We start from the raw sequence: 18,144 nt of genomic DNA on the forward strand, positions 1-18,144 counted from the left end.
AATGTATCGATCGGATGCCGAAACTGCCGGCAGATGGCAGATGCGACGGTGCCATCGTGGCGGGCGAGACAACGGATGGACCACAGGGAAGTGGTCGGGTTGTGCCCTGACTGACCACAGGACCTGTCCCGGGTGTGCGTATGGACAGTAGCGACAGGTTCGAACGGTCGGCCACGACGACCAGACGACGGGTGCTCAAAGCCGCCGGTGCTGGCGTCGGCCTTACCGCGCTGGGAACCACCGCCAGTACCGGCCAGCAGCCGGACTACTGGACGGTCGTCGCACTGCCGGACACGCAGGTGTACGCCAAAGAGAGGACACCTTACGCCAAGGACCAGACGCAGTGGATCGCCGACAACACGGCCGCAGAGAACATCGCGTTCGTCAGCCACGAAGGCGATGTGGTCGACCACGGCGACGACGACGCGGAGTGGCAGTACATAGATGAGGCCATGTCCACGCTCGACGGGGTGGTCCCCTACGCCACCGTGACGGGCAATCACGACTACGCGACACTATGGGACCGGAATTCCTCTGTTGCCAAGTACCGGGAGTACTTCGGCCCGTCACGGTACGAGGGACGGGACTGGTTCGGCGGAGCGGGCCCGAGCAACGGTGACGAAGGTCGGGATAACCTCAACACCTACCAGCTGTTTTCGGCCGGCGGCTACGACTTCCTGCATCTCGCTTTAGAGTGGGAGCCACCGGGAACCGTAGACGACCCATCGACCCCACTTGGATGGGGCCAGAGCGTCCTCGACCAGTATCCGGACCGGGCGGCGATACTCACAACGCACTCGTATCTCCGCGACAAACCACAGCGACGGACCCGGAAGTTGCAGGAAGCGAGCGAAATCGGAAATACGGGTCAGACCGTCTGGGAAGACCTCGTCTCCCCAAACGACCAGATATTCATGGTCCTCTGTGGCCACTGGCACGAGGGCACAGGCGAGAGTGGCGGAGAGGCCCATCAGGTGTCAACAAACGACGCCGGCGCATCAGTGTACGAGTTACTGGCGAACTACCAGTTCCGACCCAACGGCGGGAACGGCTTCATGCGCCGCATCGAGTTCCGTCCCGGAGATGGGGCAGACGCGCCAGACCGGATTCAGGTTCGGACGTACTCGCCGAGTACGGGAGCCGAAAAGACCGACAGCGACTCGCAGTTCGGGTTCGACCTCGACTTCGACGCCCGGTTTGGGTCGTCGTCCAAGACGCCGGAGCCAACGGAGACGCCGAAAACGCCAGACGGACCGACGGCCACGTTCCAGCAGGGGACGGACGGCTACAGCGGGACAACTGATACGATGATACGCGCCGCTGATCCGGAGACGAGCTACAGCACCGCTGAAACACTGTCTATCGACGGCAGCGACCCAGAGGGGTCGGGCAGTAGCGCGCAGGCACTCCTCCGGTTCGGTAGTATCACCGGGACAGAGAGCGGGCAGATACCGCCCGGGTCGGACGTGAAACAGGCCACTGTAACGCTTGAGACGTCGGACGCAGGGGATGGCGCAGCGGTCCACCGACTGCGAACGGACTGGAGCGCTGATTCGACATGGGCGTCGCTGGACGGCGGCGTCCAGGCGGATGGGTCCCAGGCCGTCGCCGATGCGGTCGCACGGACCGGCGCGGTAGAAACAGGTGAGATTTCGATTGATGTAACGGCGAGCGTAGACGCGTGGGTTAACGGCGCACAGAACGCCGGATGGGTGTTTCGCCCGCTCGGGAACGACGGCTGGGATATCCAGAGCGCCGACAACGCCATACCACCGACGCTGACTGTCAGCTACACCCCCGGAGAAACCGTGGCCGGCGACGCCGACGGCGACGGTGACGTCGACACTGACGACGTAGACCGGATCCAGCGGTCGGTTGCCGGCGAGGACAGTGATATTGACCGGGACGCGGCAGACATCGACGGCGACGGTGACGTCGACATCGGCGATGCTGTTTCCGCCCGAAATCTGGCGGGGGACGACCAATGAGAACCAGCCGAACGCTTGTCGTCGCCGTTGCCCTCACGGTCGTGGTCGGAACGCTCCCGATAGCGGTCGCCGCACTGGCACCGGGGTCTGCAAGCGCGATTTCGCTCGATGACACAGTCCCGGAAGCATCCGGCGACGCGCTCTCCGTTGCTCCCGGTGAAACAGTCACCGTGCAGGTCTGGGCCAACGCAACAGCGGTGCGTGGCTACCAGACCAACGTTACGTTCGACCCCACCATCGCGGAGATCGACAGCGTTGCCGGCAGCGACGACTTCGACAGCCCCGTCACGAACGTGAACAACGAGGCCGGATGGGTGGCGTTCAATCAGCTTCGGTCCAGAGAGACGAGCGACCCTGTTCTCGCCGAAATCACGCTCACAGTGCCAGCAGATGCGGCCGGGTCCACACAACTCGCCTTCATCGAAGCGGACACGAAACTGTCGAACAGCGACGGCGAGACTGTCGCACCTGCAGCCTTCAACAGTATTGAGCTACGCGTCAACAATGGTTCGACGACTCCAACAGACACCGCGACACCGTCAGGAACAGACACGGCAACGGCTACCGAAACAGCGACCGACACTAATGGCGGCGGAGATGGAAACGATACCAACGGTTCTGACGGCAGCAACGACGGCGGTAGCAGTGACAATAGCGACAGCAACGATAGCAATAATGACGATGACAACAGCGGTGGGGGTGGGGGCGGAGGCGGTGCTATCTCCCCACCTGAACCATCGTTCTCGGTCATAAACACGTCGCTCAACAGAACATCGGTCGCGCCCAGACAGTCGGTCATGGTGTCTGGAACCATCGAGAATGCTGGTGACGGGGACGGGACGTTTGAGGCGCGTGTCTATGATAACGGAACAGTGACCGGGACGAACGCGAGCGTCGAAATCCCGAACGGAGAACAGCGTCAGGTGAACCTCACAGTCCGGTTCAACTCCTCCGGTGTCCACGCCGTGAAACTCAACACGACCAGTGTGGGTAACGTGACCGTTCGGGCGGCAAACAGTACGACGGACGGGACGACGAACGCAACCGGAAACAAGACGACGACTGGGACAGCAACCGTGACCGTACCATCCACGCCGGATTCGACGGCGTCGGCCACTGTAACCGACACCAAGACGGCCACCACATCACAGGCTGCTGGACAGACGACAGCTTCGGAGGCTGAGACCGGCACGACAACACCCAACCCGGATACGCAGACGCCAACAACGGACGGCTCCGGCCCCGGCTTCAGTCTCGCCGCCGTTGTCGTCTCGCTGTCGCTGCTGCTTGGCTGGCTCGGCTATCGACGGGAAGGAGAGCAGTGAGTCGCGACCGTCGTCGCGGCTACAGATACTCCGTCGTTTCCACTTCATTCTGCCCAGCGGAACCCTCCGCCCCGAACGCGGGTGTTACGATAGCCGGTTCTTGTGGAAAGCATTCCTACGGGAAAATACTAGACGGCCGTGCCGATAGGGCGAACAGACTCCCTACCCGCAACAGCAACGGTACGTAATCAGTGCAAAGTTTACAATACACCAGGGTAGCATCGGAATTGTCCTGCAAGCGTGACGCTGTCGCTCCTCCATCACATTCTACATGACGAAAATCTGGTATGGACTCGCCGGGTAGTAGTCTGAAATTTACACGACAACGGGGGGTTGTGTTTGGTAATGGTCATGTTAGATTCGCTCCAGTTGCTTCTTTCGAACCGCCATTTTCTCCTGATTCGTCCGCACGTCGTAGTGCTCGTACAGCACTTCGAGCGATACGTCGCATCGCTCGCTGACGATCTCCGGAGACACGTCGCTGTTCAGGTGGTAGGTAATACTGCCACGTCGGAGTCCGTGGGGTGACCGGGAAGACGGGCATTTACTGTGGGCCGCACGCGAACCCAGTGCCTCGCAGGTCGACGGGTCCGACGGGTCGGCGTCGTGTGGACAGCCATTGAGAACGCACGGCTGGGTGAGCTTGTTCACCCACTTGTAGATGGTATCACCTGCGGGCCGGCCGTGCTGCGAGGTGATGAGTGGCTTCCGGCCGTAGTCGTCGGTTCGCTCGTAGCGGTCCGGGTTGTCGAGATAATCGTCGACGACCTGGTAATCACTCGGACCAAGGTAGACCCACCGCTCGCCGTCTTCACCGTTCTTGAGTTTCGTTCCCTCGTCGATTCGGTGCTCAAGCACCAGCGCATAGTCGTCGGGCCGAAGGTCGTCAACGTCCAGTGACCGAAGGGCCGACCGGCGCATTGCCGTCTTCCATAGGATCAGGAAGACAACGTGGTCCCGGCTCGCGTAACGGTAGTCGTGAAGAAAGTCGAGTATCTGGTGTGCCCGATCTGCGCTCAGATGGACCTCGCGGCTTTCGGCTCCGTCGGGCAGCTCGGGAGCATGGACCTTCTCGGCCAGCCCATCGTCGACGCCCTCGATGTCGGCCCAATATCGGAGCGCTTCACGAATCGTCGATAGTTGCTTCTGGAGGGTCAGCGCCGCGATGTCACCCCGTCGCCAGGCCACGAAGTCAGCCAGATCGCGGCCAGTGAGGTTGTTCAGGTTCTCGATGTCGCGCTCCTCACACCATTCGTTGAAGAATCGGAGTCGCGTCTTCGCGTTCCGCATCGTACTCTCGCGAACGGACGGTTCGCGGTGTCGGAGGAACCGCTCGATACCTTCCTCCGGCGAGAGATCCATCAGATCCTCGCTCATGCTTGCCCCCGCTTTCGCTTCCGGTAACAGCCCAGACAGCGGGACTCACCGGGATAGCAGAAGTTCTCACAGCCGTCCGTTTCGCATTTATCCACGTCTTCGATGACGCGGTCGCTCACGCACACGCACCTCCAGACGGGACGTACCGGTCTCCGCAGGTTGGTCGACTGGCTATACCACTGCTCGTTGGGCTACTTTCAATAGCCCGCTCGTTCTCGTCTTTCATGGGTCGTCTAAGCCTCAAACGGGAAACGACCCACCCGGCGTGTGCCAGCACGCCGGACCTTTCTGGTCCGATGGGCGGGTCACTTCACCTGTATAACGCCTCTACTGAAATACTTTTCTGTGAATTGCACAGATTAATCTGTGCTACTACGCTGAGATACAAGTGATTGCAAATAGATGTCTAATGCACCGATACACCTATGAGTTCCACAGCCACACCGCTTGATGTGCCTAGGCAGCGTGCTGATTGGATGACTCAGACTGACGAAGCAATTCTGGAAACGATTCGAGATGAAGGGAACATGACTCCCCAAGCTCTCGATGATACTTTCGACATAGCCGCTGCCAACTACGCCCGTGATCGACTCTCTGAGCTTACCCGGTACGGGCTGGTCGAGAAGATCGGGCGCGGTCTCTACCGACTGACCGATGACGGGCGTGCATTCCTCAACGAGGAACTCGACGCCAGCGAACTCGCACCTGTCGAAGACGCCGACTGACATTCTCTTAGACCCTCGCGAGTCGTGCCGTCACGTCACCGGCCCACTCCGGTAATTCGAGATCGGCTAACTTGCCGTCGTGCCAGCTCGTCACGATCTCTGTATCGCCGTCGCGGGCCACGTCGACGCGCCACTTCCGGCCGTCTTCTGCGGTGATGTCGAACCGCGCACCACCATCCCCGAGAGCTTTGATGTGCTCGACGTTCACCTCCTCACCAGTGTAGACTTCGATTGTTCCTTCCATACACTGTGGGCTGAGGGGAAGAAACGGGTTAAAAAGGTACTATACTTCCGAGAGGCCGAACCTCAGAGCATCTTCAAAATTCCTTGAAAACTCTCTACTGGTCGGTACTGATGGTCTACTTATGAATTAACGTCTAGATCATCTCCGCTTTTATGGCCAACGATTTGCCGGATTCTCTCTCGAGGAATACAGTGTCGGTTGATGTTACTATTCGAATCTTCAATCCTTGCAACAACCCACTCGTCGTGGACTTCTACGTGTGTGGCAGTCTTGTCTTCCGTATCGTCGTTGAACTCGATTACACTCATGCGGATGTGTACACGAGTAACATTGTGAAAGGGGTTGGGTTGTCACATTGATGGCTGAAAAAGCGTATCTACTGGAAAAATGTATGGTTGATATCAAGTTTTCACATAGAGTGACGAATTATCACGTTGGCCACCACAGCAGGTCGGTAAGAGCTGAATGGGTATTGGCAGCTCTGAAAAGGCGAGTGTTTCATACACTACAAAGACTTAATTATGATTCTTTCATTTGTACTAAGACCATGGGACTCAATATTGATGGGCTTATGTCTGCGGTGGAGCAATCTGATAACGATGGGAATGGCTCTAGCGATGGATCAGGAAAGACGCGACATACAAATGACGAGCCAGCAGTTATTTGTCCTGCTGATGGATGTGATTTCAGTGGTGCAAATCGAAGGATAGGCCCTCATATACGTATGAGTAGCGGTGATGGTCATGGGCCGAAATTCGAGGTTCCAGAACACCTCAGTGTTGACTCAGCTGAATCTGCTGGTACTGAAAAGGTAGCAATGGAATATCCGAATAAGCAAAAGATCGGGGAAGAAACTCGATACTGTCCATTTTGCCGAGATACCTTTACAGGGCAGCATATCATGAAGCACCTTGGAGCAAAAGCGGGGAGAGACAACCATCCTGAGTCACCGACTACAACGTTTGAAACAGAAGATTTTGCTGTCGTCGAAACTGATGTTGATGGGAATATAACAGCTGTTCTTGAGGAAGGAAAAGGGGACCCGTCTATACTGATTGACGACTGAGCGACTTCTTCTTACTAAATATAATAGAAGTACAATCAAAAATAGTTCTGATATCAATTAGACCTAATGATTGCTGAATCAAATAACGTGATTCAGCAAAACCTGTGCGACTACTTGTCGATCACGAACTCGATATACCCGGTGACGGTTTTCTCCTTCTATCTCAACCAAGTCATACTCTACCAATTTCGATAGCTTTGTCCGCCGCGCTCGCTCCGAAATCGGAGTCTGCTCACGCCCACGGTACGCCTGATCAGCGACGGCATCGTACCGGTCGTGTAGTTCACCTGCCTCCAGCCGATCGCCCACGCGGATCAGTTCGTACAGCAGTTGATGATGGAACGGCAGTGACTCCAGATTCAACTCACGGATATGCCGTCGCGCCCGCTCGAACGACTCTCTCACATCCTCGTCGGTAATTCGATCATGTTGCAGCTCCTCCGCCCGAAGTGCAGCCTGTCGGAGTGCCTGTATCCCGTTCCGTGCAACACCAGCTACCTCATCAGCTATTGTCTCCAACTGCTCGCGGGTGACCGATTCCGACGGAAGCCCAAGGTTCGCCCGTGCTTCGAGAATGTCCGCCAGTTCATCGACACTGTAGCGGTCCAGTCCGAACTCCGCGAATGACAGCCGCCGCCGGAGTCTCCCATCAAGTCGGGATAGCCACTCATCTGGGTCGTGGCAGATCACGACGACAGACAGGTTCTCGACATCAACCAGCCGATTCAGTGCATCAGTCGATGGGAGACCGTCAGCCTCGTCGAGGACGACGATCACCGGACTGGTGACGCGCTCCTGAAGCTGGATACAAAGATCTTCGCGAGGGACGTTCACCGACGGGTCACTACCGGGGAGATCGTGAAGGACCGAGCGGACAACACCAGCAGTCGTTTTCCCGAGGCAGCGAACATGGGCTGTCTGAACGTCGGCGTGTCCAGTGAGCTTCCGTAGGGAGTGCCGGGTCAGCGCCGTCTTCCCTACGCCCGGTGGGCCGTGGACCAGTACGTCGTGGGCTTGATCGCCACCAAGTGCCGGTTCCCACGCACGGGAGAGGTGGTCAACGGCGGCTTCTCGATGGAGGAGGCGACGCGGGAGGTGCTCGTCGTCGAAGACAGCAGGGTCGGCGATCATGCTGGGTGAGGGTGAGAACAGACAGGGATATAAACTGGTGCGACACTTCCGAGAGAAAATCAAATAACTCGCCAGACACACATAGCGGAGCCCTGCTGTGAAGGCAGATGGTTACGTTGATTTGATTGTTGGCTGTAATATAGAATGACAAAAAAAGTAGGATTCGAAATCGTGAGACAACGAATAGTTTCAAGTTCTTATTTCTCGTTGTCCTGTCTGTGAAACGTCGAACTGTTTATGTAATCGGCTTTGGGATTGCCATGTCTCTGGGTGCTGGGCTGGCAGTGGGTGGATTGGTTATCGCAGATGTATTTCCTACTACTTCTGGTAGCCCACAACCATCTACAGAGACACCCGTATCACAGAGCACAGTCCAGACCGCTACAGCAACATCTGACTCGGATGACTCTATTGAGATTAAATCGCCTGAGCCGGTTTCAACTCCAGGCCCCGAGATTGCATTCTATTCTCAGCGGTCACAGAGTGGTGAGGGATACTATGTTGAAGCCGGAGTGAATACGTGGGGTGCAGCGGAATCAATTATAATCAAGTATCAGGGTGAAGAGGTGGAGCGAATTGCCAGCGGTGAAACGGAAGTCATTGCTTCTGGAACTTCATCAAATACCCTTGACCCTCTTCCAGAGGGTGCTGAACTCGTTGCGTATGCCCGTGATGGGGGGAGCCAGACCGAGATCTTCCGGTGGGAAGTTGAATTAGGTGGCGGGTCAAACGTATAGTCCGGTAGACTAATGTAACGAATTATGGGTATTGTGTGGGTGGAAGCAAGAATGAACGTCAATATTCAATTATTCCCGGTGAGTTTGGTGCCACTGGAAATACACCATCGGGTGGCCGGTGAGGACACTGATTAATGGACTTCCCGTTAATCTACTAAATGCCTTGAGAAATCAAGAGTTTGTTCACCCTTCTCCGTGAGGGTGATATATTTACTTCCAGCATATGGTTGTTCTCTAATAAATCCCTCTTTGGAAAGTGGTTCACGGTATTCCTCCTGTACGATATCATAGATGTTGTCGTTGTCTTTTCTTTCTACTCCTTGAACTGCGTCAAATTCTTTTTCCATAACAAATGTATTTAAATCTCTGATTTTCACTTTATTACCTTCAGACCGTTGCTCTTCGAGAAAGTCTAAAATACTAACAAATTCGGGTTCAGGTGGTTCAATTGGATATGCAGGTAATTCAAACGAGTCCTTGACACCAACACTAACCGTTTCTTCACCATAATCTTCTGCCTGTACGTAGTACGGTGTAGCCCCATACATCATACAAGCAAATGTGCCACCTACAGCAGTTATTTTACTCCCCGTGGATATGTTTACTTTCACATTATCATCACGGTGATCTTGTATCAAGCCAGAAATAGTCTGCATCGATTCACTCATGTCGAATATATCACATACAGTTTCCTTACATTCTATTCCCGCATCAGCCAAATTTTGTTCCACCGCTTCTTGACACTGGTTGGATTGTTCGTCATCCTCTGTTACTAACAAATAAACGACATCGGCTCTGCTCTCAATGGCTGGTTTGTAAATTCTTTCTTCTTCATATCCCTGTGGGGCGATATGGACTCGTAGCGGGGTCTGGAGTGTCATGAAACGAGAAAAATCCGCGTAGGATATAAGATTATTCCTAACTAGATTATCCAGTAGGTATTTATTTACGATAAATGTCTAGAACGTCTAAAATGCCAAAAACGGCTAGTAGCTCACTTTTGAATGGGATGGCAAACATCTACGAATTACTACACGAGCTCCACCCTTTATAATAACAGAGCGCGTACACGTACGTAAGAAGAGCAGAATAAACTGAAATGATGAACGGCAAAGGAGAAAAGGTGAATTCGGTCGTTGATGGCGGCCGAATTCGTCCCCTGTGGGAGAAGGGGTGGTGTCTGTGTCTGGCCTCTATCTGGTCTTGTGACTGCGACATCTTAGCCTCTTCGGTGAACACGGGCGGAAATATGGCGGCTTACGGAGAGCCCGGATCTCCGCCCTATCGATGACAGTACAAGACGACATTGAAACCTACCTGACTAAAAACGGTCAGTCAACGGTCAACGAGATTGCGAACGGTATCGACTACAGCAACAGTTACACACGAGAGAACGCGAAAGAAATGAAGGCTGAAGGTCGGATTGACGGTGCGAAGACAACGCGTATCCCTGCAGTAATCATCAGCGGAAACTACGAAGTTCTCACGGGCGACCGTGATTACCTCTTGGGTCTGGTGAAGCGATACGCGGCGAGCCACCTATCACGTGCGAAGTCCAAGTCAACCAGCGACCTACAAGACTTCATTCGTGACCAGATAGCCGACGACGTTGTTGGTGGCCCATTCCGCTGGGAGTTCTGGAAGTAACTGAGGCTGACCGAAGAGCATAGCCCGCAAACCACTATTCTTTGAGAAGATCTCCGACAACCGAACCTGCTAATGGGGTCTGTTCTGTAGCCTCGACAGTCGCATTATCAGCAGATTTCCATAATTGCTCAATCGCTTCTTGAGACATCGATGCTGGACGGTTCTCAGGACCGAATGGTCCTGAATAGATCCCGACAAGTTCCCCAGATTCAGCATATGTTATGTAGTGGTGCCCTTCTGCTGATGGAAACTTGAGAGTTAGAGCACCCTCTGAATTTTTGAGAGCGTCGATAACATCAGAAAGAATAACTGAATCCCTTTCATCTGTATCCTTTGCTAATTCTTTCACTGAATCGCTATTGCCAATAGAATCAAATATTTCTTCGATCCTCGCACCAGTAGCTTTCGGGTATCCCTTCGTTGCCATATGATACTACTAACACTGAGGGATATTGGTACCACCGATGAGCTGGTCCACGCGCCCATTTAAAATCAGTACCAGTCAAAACACCAAACATAAATCTCTCAGTGGGAGGACCTATTATCGCCACCGACTCTCGACACTCGTCCGATACCGCAACCCAAGAACGCTAGTATTGAACTGCTGAATCGTCTCGGGATTCAACTTTTCACGCGCATTCTGGATATTCTCTTCACTCTCGACCAGATGGGTCAACGCCGCGTCCAGCACGTCGGACATCGGTGGGTCGTCGTGCTGATCGCTCGCCACAATCGCACTCGCCTCATCCAGTAGTCGCTGCCGTTCGTCAGTAATCTTGAGACTAGTTCGTCGGGTCATTGTTTAAACGGGTGTATGTACCGGGGGTTAATTCGCGTCGTTCTGGAGTGAGCGACGGGGCGGTTCTTGATAAACTGGGTCCGGGCGTCGGCGCGATCAAGGCAAGCTCCCAGCTCAACCTGCTTGACTCTATGCACCGTAGCCCACGGCTCACAGCCCACGGGTGCATACATCGAGGATTGGCGTTACATCTGAGTCTAACCCCGTGGGTCGATCCCACTGACCACCTCTAATTGCGAAACGTCGTAGTCCGTCTAATCGAAGTTCCGGACTCTTGGTCAGTGAGGTCGAGCTGTGTTCTCAAACGGACCGTCCTGAGCATGAAGAGGAAGACCGATAGAAGGAAGACACAAACCGATCAAGCGAATTCATACTGAAAGATGGTTCGCCACTCGAACACCTGGGTATTCAATATTAGTCCAGAGAACTGGGACTCTTGCTCGAGTGGGCCAGTTGATGGTGACTTTCACGGTAATGAGAATGTTGGAGAACCGTGGCACGGACTTAGTACCTCAGCAAGAAACAAGCCAGACGGCCTCAATCGTGGCGATTTGGTTTTAGCTCGACGCACCAGTGGATCTGGTGATCCGTACGGTGTATTAGGTATCTGGCGGTTCCACAAGGCCCAGAAAATTCGAGACCAATCTAACGTTCCCTGGAAAGATGCAAAATACGAGTACGTGCTCTACTGCAGGCCAATTCAGCGGGAATTGGATGAGATTTACACAGAGCCTTGGGATCAGGTTTCATTCACGACGCATAATTTGCAAGGGGCCATCACTTCGCTGCAGCCAGAACACCGAGACGATTATTTCCAAGAGCTGTTGGACCACGCTGGGACTAACGAAGACGTGAGAGCAGTCCTCAAGAGCCAATTGGAGGGGACAGCTGATCTGACAGACTTTTTCCGAACTGAATCACACACAGATGTTGATCTGCAGCAAAGCAGCGAACAGAGTGACCTGCTCAACATTGAGACACCTTCTATTGGACAGCGTTTCAATCAGGAAGCGATCGAACAGTGGTTCAATACCGGATTTGGGTATCAAATATCAGGCATAAATCCACGGCGAACAGAAGAGGGAGACCGTTTTGTTCTGCTGTTCTCTCAGGAAGATGGGCCATATGAAGATAACATTGGAGATGAAGAATTCGAGTATATTGGAGAAGGAATGCCAGAAAACGGTGATCAAAATACTAGCTCATCGGGCAATAGTGTGCTTATCGACGCGGTTGACGAGGCGATTCCAATATTCTTCTTTTATAAGGGAACTGATGATCAAGAATGGGAATATCGCGGATTAGTGGATGTCGTTGAATGGAATTGGCAGACTAATCCCGAAGCGAAACGCGAAGAGATCGTCTTTTCGATGCAGATGCAAACTGAGGAGGACGACTTGGATTCCGATGATAAGTCCAGTCTATCCGGAGAATTATACTTGATTCCGGTCTCAGACGGGTGGCTTCCACAATTCAATCAGACAGTCATGTCAGCGTTGTCGCTCGAGTTAGTCGCTGATGTCCCCCAGAGTCTTCGTGATATTTCTGCAGATCGAATTTGGGGAACGACTGCGACGGAGAGCAAAAAGAAACAGAAACATGCTGAAGAAATGGATACAGGAGACCATATCCTGTTCTACCACGATGGAGACTTCATCGGTACTGGGATAGTTGGTTCAACATTCATCGACAGAGAAATCGGCGAGTTCATTTGGGATAATCCTGACAGCAAGTATATTTTCACCGTTGAAGATTTCTCAACTGAGACACCATCGATTCACCGGGTCTGGGAAGAGCTCGGGTATGACGGGCAGCCGGTTGTGAGTGGATTCCAGCGAGTTGCGAGCCACCGCCTCGAAAACCTTTCAGCAGAAACTATTTCGAAGTTGTAGTGGTTTCACCAATCACCTGCAAACGACACTTCGAGCTCTGAGGACACTGCATCACACATTTGACGTAGTCGACGTTTCTTGTCACTCATTTTGTAGTGCGTATCGAGGTAATATCCACCATCCAGTTCTTCGAACTGGCGCATCTGTTCGTTGCCATCCGGATAGGTTGGAGTATCGTTGATTACGGCCTTGTTGCGGCCGGGTACCCATGGTAAAGGACTAACGGCTCGAATAAGGTCGTGCTCTCGGATCAGGTAGTTTGTAGCATCTCGAAGCACCGAACTCTGGTCATCCCGACCATACACAAGTTCGGTATTCAGTGGACCCGTGATTCGAATCTCATACCTGTGGTTATGACTAGATCGGGTAGCAGGATTCCGATCAGGGGTTCGGATCTGGCCGTTCGTATCCACGACACCTACAGTACAACACCTGGCCATGAACAGATCAATTAGAGTTCTGAGTGAGATCGTTTCAGTTGGCCCTGGCCCAGGGTATGAGAGACGCAGTCGATTCTGATCAGTAACTGATAGCCAGAAAAATTCCGGCTCATCGCTATCTTTGGGGCGAAGAATGACTCCATCACAGTCGGCAAAAGAACGCTCCTCGCCGTTGATTTTGACCCTCTCCAGAGATCCAGCAAAGTCTGCAAAGAGACTATTATCCATCGTCATCGATTCCTGCCTGATCATATAAGAAGGTGCGTATCTGGTTGGTGTCGAATTGAACTCGATTTTACATCAGTCTGAACAGTCAAGTGATTCCAGACTGGCTTCGAAGATTGACTCGAGTCCAAGTTTCGAAGAGACGTCAATTAGATATGGCAATAGTTCTGCTTGTACTTCATGTATGTACAGGTTTAAGAGGATCACCGGTCTCTGGACGGGTACGAATGGCTGTTGATTCGGGTATTTATCTCGCTCCGTGCAGCAATAACGATGCACAGGAGCATCTCAAGCGCACCGTGATCAATGGTGTCGACCGGGATGATTATGGACAATATACGAACGTTGGGTTCGGAGATTCCGTCTCTATTTGGGGCGTTAAGGGAGGGAACGAATCACATTGGCAGGATATCGATGCGGGAGACTATCTCTTCTTTTATACAGGTGATGAGACGTATTCACAGGTTGCAGAAGTTTTAGCCACAGACCAAAACGAGGGGCTAGCAGAGCATCTGTGGCCTGGTTTTGAGGATACCTGGGAATTCATCATTTACCTCAATGAGCCCATTCCGGTCAATATTGACTCAAATGAGATTGCCGATTACGCTGGTTACAAGCAGAATTATATTCTAGGGTTTCAGTCGCTTCGCGGCAGCGCCGTCGACGAGATCAACGACGAATATGGTAGTATCGAGGGATACATTAACGCCAATCGAACAGACGGCAACCACATCCAGACATCCGGCGGGTCACAAGATCCTGACGAGGGCGATGATTCCGTAGTCGATGAAGTTCTTGATGAAGCAGATCGCGATGAGGAGGCATATGCGAATATTGCACGACAATTAGAAGAAGTAGGTCAAGTCGTTTTTTATGGCCCCCCAGGGACCGGGAAGACATACAATGCACAGCAGTTTGCTCGCTGGTGGCTCCATAACCTACAGTCTGAACCGAGAGAAAGTCAAGTCCGTTCGGTTACCTTCCATCCATCGTATACCTACGAGGACTTCATTGAAGGGCTGACTGCAAATGCTACCGAAAATAGCGTCAGCTATGATATCAAGCCTGGAAAATTCAAAGCCATTTGTGAAGATGCCAGGGTCGCATATCAGGAGACAGGGCCAAACGAAGAGCCTCCTCGTTACGTATTACTGATCGATGAGATTAATCGGGGGAACCTGGCTCAAATCTTCGGTGAAACAATCACTCTATTAGAAGAAGACAAACGGGGTACATTACACGTCGATCTCGCTCATTCAGGAGGGTCTTTCACTATTCCTCCAAATCTGTATGTGATTGGAACGATGAACACTGCCGATAGGTCAGTTGCACTTGTCGACGCGGCCCTACGTCGACGCTTCCGATTTATCGACTTTCCACCTGACTACGGAGTTGCTCGATCACGGTTTGGTTTCGACACTGAGTATGATCTTACGTCTGCAGCCAGAGGAGAACGGTCTGATCTTGAGCAACTCCAAGCGCTTTCAATTCAAGCAGTCGAGCAGCTCAACGAGACGATTATCGAACTCCCTGATCTAGGAAAGGGAAAACAGATCGGACATTCATATCTGTTAGTCGACCCAGACGACGAGCAGGCGCTGGTCGATGCTTGGCGGTATGAGATTCTCCCCCTTCTCGAGGAGTACTTCTACGGGCAATTAAGCCGCATCAGGCAGGAGCTATTCAATCAAAACGGAGATAGTCTGGTCGACTGGGAGCGCGAACAAATCAAAGACTTCGACCCCGAAACACTCAGAGAGTCGCTTCAAGCAATCGTTAATGCGGGGTAACGATGAGTTCTGACGATGCTGCTGTGTCACCTATTGCTGGCTTGGTCGATGCTCAGGGCGACCACGTTATCGAACTAACGGAGTGGGAAACCAGCGAGGAGCGGGTTGAGCTCTCACCATCGGATGAGGATACGCTACGTACCGAGGTTAATGCTGATAAGAAGCGTCTTGAATATCAGTTCGATCGGGAAGGGAGAGCAACATTTCGTGCCCGACAATTTGTCGGGGTTGTCGCATTGCCTGATGGACCGACGATCCAGATAAGTCCAAAGGCTGCTGGTAACAATTTGCTGTACCTCTTGCGGTATGCACAGAATGTCAGTCCAACTACGATTGAGCAGCAAACTGGCTTAGGTCAGGGAGACTCATTCGTCGATGCACTCGCTGCCCTATTCAACCAAGAGTTGCAAGAAATCCTCCGACGTGGGTTACACTCCGAATATCAGACAGTATCCAGTGAAGAGAAACAACTCCGGGGTAGGTTAGATGTCCAGCGCCAACTCCAGCGTCAAGGTCCGGTGCCGACTAAGTTTGAGTGTACGTATGCATCTGTCTTTAGCTAAGAGACGAACCACGTGACAGCAGCGGCTTATCGAGGCTACTTTTCGAGAGGAATGAGGAGGAGTCCGCTGTGCACACTGACACCTCCTCGTCGAGAATCATGCGTCGGCTCACTACACTGTTTCCCTCCGAGTTCCTCGAAGAGCACGCCGAGGAACTCGGCGTGGTCGAGCGAGAGGGCAAGCTTCAGATTCCTGTCCTCGTGTGGGCGCTCGTGTTCGGCTTCGCCGCAGGCGAGAGCCGAACACTCGCTGGGTTTAGACGCTGCTACAACGCTACAGCTGACGAACCGATCTCTTCTGGCGGTTTCTATCACCGGTTGACGCCTACTCTTGCAGAGTATCTCCGCGACCTCGTCGAGGCCGCGCTCGACGAGGTCGCTGTCCCTGATGCTGTTGACGCTGATATCGACCGATTCAGGGACGTGATGATCGCTGATGGAACCGTGTTGCGGTTGCACGAGTTCCTCTCTGATGAGTTTCAAGCCCGCCACGAGGAGCAGGCTGGAGCGAAGCTCCACCTGCTCCACAACGCCACCGACCAGACGATTGAACGGATCGATGTGACTGATGAGAAAACGCACGACAGCGCGCTGTTCAAGACGGGATCGTGGCTGCAAGGACGACTGGTTCTATTTGATCGGGCGTACTTCAAATACCGCCGCTTTGCGTTGATCGACGAGAACGACGGCTACTTTGTGAGTCGGCTGAAGCAGAACGCAAATCCGGTGATAACGGCGGAATTACGGGAATGGCGCGGCCGCGCCATTCCCTTGGAGGGCAAGCAGATCCACGACGTGGTCAATGATCTCTCGCGGAAGTACATCGACGTAGAGGTGGAAGCAGAATTCAAGCGCGGCCAGTACGAGGGAACTCGGTCGCTGGACACGAAGCGGTTTCGCGTCGTCGGCGTCCGCAACGAGGACGCCGACGACTACCACCTGTACATCACGAATCTGCCGAGAGAGGAGTTTCTCCCGGCGGATCTAGCGACGCTGTATCGGTGTCGATGGGAGGTAGAAACGTTGTTCCGTGAGTTGAAAACGCAGTACGAACTGGACGAATTCGACACGAACAACCCTGATGTCGTGAAAATTCTACTATACGCTGCGTTGCTGTCACTGCTGGTGAGCCGAGAGTTGTTGGATCTGGTCACCGAGCAGGCCGACGATGAGATCGTGTTTCCGCCGGAACGCTGGGCGGCGACCTTCCGGTCGCACGCCCAGCTCATCCTCCACGAACTCGGTGAGTACCTCGGCTACTCGCCACCGCCGTTGCTGGAGCGGCTGATCGAGGATGCTCAGAAGATCCACCAACAACGACCGATCTTACAAGAGACGCTCGCTACCGCTACACAACCGAGGTGTGAGTCTTAGCTAAAGACGAATGGTTTGAGTGTACGTATGATGAGCTAACGGCAGACACGACTGCTAACCAAGCAATTCTATACGGTACTGTCATTCTGAGTCGACTTGTCGCCGATGACGAGCTACGACAAGAACTGGAATGGCACGCTGCACAGCTCAGGGAAACGGTGAGCTTCCGGCCCGTACAGCCAGCAGAGCTTGGGAATATTGAGGTTACACGGCTCAATGAATACTATGCAGATATCCTGCGTTTGGTTGAGCCAGTACTACGTAATCTGCACGTCGACAACCTCGAAATCGGCCACCGACAATCGTTCTCCCTGCTGGTGAATATGAATACTGTCTACGAGCGGGTGATTGAGCGAGCAGTCAAATCTGTGGCTGAGTCACATGACCGTTGGGAGGCGACAGGGCAGGCACATACGACAAATCTCATTAGTGGCACTCCGACGGTCAATATGTATCCAGATTTTGCTGTTAGCAACGTAGAGACTGAGACCGATGATGGGGACGAGACAGTGGTTGTGGGAGACGCCAAATGGAAGACTGGCTCAGTTTCGAACGACGATATTTACCAGCTGACTTCGTACGTTTTGGCGCGTAAAGCTCCAGGTATTGTATTCTATCCTGCACAAGATGGAGCAGCTGAAAGAGAATATCAAATCAAGAATGAATGGGAACTGAAGATTGTTGAGCTACCTACGGAAGATTATTCAGCAAGTTTCGAGAGTTTTGTTGACACTATAGAAACAGCTGTTGAAGATGCAATCATAGAGACCATTGACAGTCGCGACGCACATGATTAAGTGCTGAGGGCCGACATCCACCCGC

Annotated in this window: 18 protein-coding genes and 1 pseudogene; 11 read left to right on the plus strand and 8 right to left on the minus strand. The window is 53.2% G+C overall.

The annotated features are described in order from the left end of the window. Positions 1-140: 140 nt before the first annotated feature. Positions 141-1,988, plus strand: a complete 1,848-nt coding sequence (locus tag RR_RS14610) for a DNRLRE domain-containing protein (RefSeq protein WP_011224190.1) — start codon at positions 141-143, stop codon at positions 1,986-1,988. Continuing rightward, positions 1,985-3,313: a cohesin domain-containing protein gene (locus RR_RS14615; protein WP_011224191.1), complete on the plus strand. Its 1,329-nt coding sequence runs from the start codon at positions 1,985-1,987 to the stop codon at positions 3,311-3,313. Before RR_RS14610 ends, RR_RS14615 begins: the two co-directional genes overlap by 4 nt. A gap of 354 nt (positions 3,314-3,667) precedes the next feature. On the opposite strand, the gene RR_RS14620 is transcribed toward RR_RS14615, so the two are convergent. Continuing rightward, positions 3,668-4,690, minus strand: coding sequence for a tyrosine-type recombinase/integrase (locus RR_RS14620; protein WP_011224192.1), 1,023 nt, complete (start codon positions 4,688-4,690; stop codon positions 3,668-3,670). Next, the gene (locus tag RR_RS23005; protein WP_255359480.1) at positions 4,687-4,809 is read right to left on the minus strand and encodes a hypothetical protein; all 123 of its coding nucleotides are present in this window, start codon (positions 4,807-4,809) and stop codon (positions 4,687-4,689) included. Before RR_RS23005 ends, RR_RS14620 begins: the two co-directional genes overlap by 4 nt. Positions 4,810-5,166: 357 nt before the next feature. Between RR_RS23005 and RR_RS14625 the strand changes: the two genes are divergently transcribed. Continuing rightward, on the plus strand, positions 5,167-5,415 hold the full coding sequence (locus RR_RS14625) for a type IV toxin-antitoxin system AbiEi family antitoxin domain-containing protein (RefSeq protein WP_049938996.1): 249 nt from the start codon (positions 5,167-5,169) through the stop codon (positions 5,413-5,415). Between the two features lie 7 nt (positions 5,416-5,422). Here RR_RS14625 and RR_RS14630 read toward each other — a convergent pair whose 3' ends face one another. Continuing rightward, positions 5,423-5,659 carry a hypothetical protein gene (locus RR_RS14630; RefSeq protein ID WP_011224194.1) on the minus strand — a complete coding sequence of 79 codons (237 nt, stop codon included), beginning with the start codon at positions 5,657-5,659 and terminating at the stop codon, positions 5,423-5,425. Positions 5,660-6,017: 358 nt separating this feature from the next. Here RR_RS14630 and RR_RS22090 point away from each other — a divergent pair, with 358 nt between their 5' ends. Next, positions 6,018-6,725: a hypothetical protein gene (locus RR_RS22090; RefSeq protein ID WP_137440619.1), complete on the plus strand. Its 708-nt coding sequence runs from the start codon at positions 6,018-6,020 to the stop codon at positions 6,723-6,725. Positions 6,726-6,803: 78 nt separating this feature from the next. On the opposite strand, the gene RR_RS14635 is transcribed toward RR_RS22090, so the two are convergent. Next, entirely contained in the window at positions 6,804-7,856 is a 1,053-nt protein-coding gene (locus RR_RS14635; RefSeq protein WP_011224195.1) for a Cdc6/Cdc18 family protein, read from the minus strand. 218 nt (positions 7,857-8,074) lie between these two features. Here RR_RS14635 and RR_RS22095 point away from each other — a divergent pair, with 218 nt between their 5' ends. Further along, on the plus strand, positions 8,075-8,593 hold the full coding sequence (locus RR_RS22095; RefSeq protein WP_137440620.1) for a hypothetical protein: 519 nt from the start codon (positions 8,075-8,077) through the stop codon (positions 8,591-8,593). A 146-nt stretch (positions 8,594-8,739) separates the two neighbouring features. On the opposite strand, the gene RR_RS14640 is transcribed toward RR_RS22095, so the two are convergent. Continuing rightward, on the minus strand, positions 8,740-9,474 hold the full coding sequence (locus tag RR_RS14640) for a DUF6293 family protein (RefSeq protein ID WP_011224196.1): 735 nt from the start codon (positions 9,472-9,474) through the stop codon (positions 8,740-8,742). A 406-nt stretch (positions 9,475-9,880) separates the two neighbouring features. Between RR_RS14640 and RR_RS14645 the strand changes: the two genes are divergently transcribed. Continuing rightward, positions 9,881-10,240 (plus strand): hypothetical protein, encoded by a 360-nt coding sequence (locus tag RR_RS14645; RefSeq protein ID WP_011224197.1) that lies wholly within the window; start codon positions 9,881-9,883, stop codon positions 10,238-10,240. A 34-nt stretch (positions 10,241-10,274) separates the two neighbouring features. On the opposite strand, the gene RR_RS22100 is transcribed toward RR_RS14645, so the two are convergent. After that, complete coding sequence (locus RR_RS22100) at positions 10,275-10,667, minus strand: hypothetical protein (protein ID WP_137440621.1); 393 nt, start codon at positions 10,665-10,667, stop codon at positions 10,275-10,277. Between the two features lie 114 nt (positions 10,668-10,781). Next, the gene (locus RR_RS14650; RefSeq protein WP_011224198.1) at positions 10,782-11,039 is read right to left on the minus strand and encodes a DUF7386 family protein; all 258 of its coding nucleotides are present in this window, start codon (positions 11,037-11,039) and stop codon (positions 10,782-10,784) included. Positions 11,040-11,419: 380 nt separating this feature from the next. On the opposite strand from RR_RS14650, the gene RR_RS14655 reads away from it, so the two are divergent. Then, complete coding sequence (locus RR_RS14655) at positions 11,420-12,931, plus strand: hypothetical protein (protein ID WP_011224199.1); 1,512 nt, start codon at positions 11,420-11,422, stop codon at positions 12,929-12,931. 5 nt (positions 12,932-12,936) lie between these two features. Here RR_RS14655 and RR_RS22105 read toward each other — a convergent pair whose 3' ends face one another. Beyond that, positions 12,937-13,599: a hypothetical protein gene (locus tag RR_RS22105; RefSeq protein WP_137440622.1), complete on the minus strand. Its 663-nt coding sequence runs from the start codon at positions 13,597-13,599 to the stop codon at positions 12,937-12,939. Positions 13,600-13,823: 224 nt separating this feature from the next. On the opposite strand from RR_RS22105, the gene RR_RS14660 reads away from it, so the two are divergent. The 4 genes and pseudogenes from RR_RS14660 to RR_RS14675 all read left to right on the plus strand — a co-directional run. Next, on the plus strand, positions 13,824-15,386 hold the full coding sequence (locus tag RR_RS14660; protein WP_049938998.1) for an McrB family protein: 1,563 nt from the start codon (positions 13,824-13,826) through the stop codon (positions 15,384-15,386). Positions 15,387-15,388: 2 nt separating this feature from the next. Then, a complete protein-coding gene (locus RR_RS14665; RefSeq protein WP_011224202.1) occupies positions 15,389-15,949 on the plus strand; it encodes a 5-methylcytosine restriction system specificity protein McrC in 561 nt (186 codons plus the stop codon). Positions 15,950-16,047: 98 nt separating this feature from the next. Then, positions 16,048-17,322 carry an IS4-like element ISHma1 family transposase gene (locus tag RR_RS14670; protein ID WP_011222252.1) on the plus strand — a complete coding sequence of 425 codons (1,275 nt, stop codon included), beginning with the start codon at positions 16,048-16,050 and terminating at the stop codon, positions 17,320-17,322. 14 nt (positions 17,323-17,336) lie between these two features. Then, positions 17,337-18,119, plus strand: a pseudogene (locus RR_RS14675) (restriction endonuclease); the annotation flags it as partial. Positions 18,120-18,144 lie beyond the last annotated feature (25 nt).

The organism is Haloarcula marismortui ATCC 43049 (assembly GCF_000011085.1).
Lineage (GTDB): Archaea > Halobacteriota > Halobacteria > Halobacteriales > Haloarculaceae > Haloarcula > Haloarcula marismortui.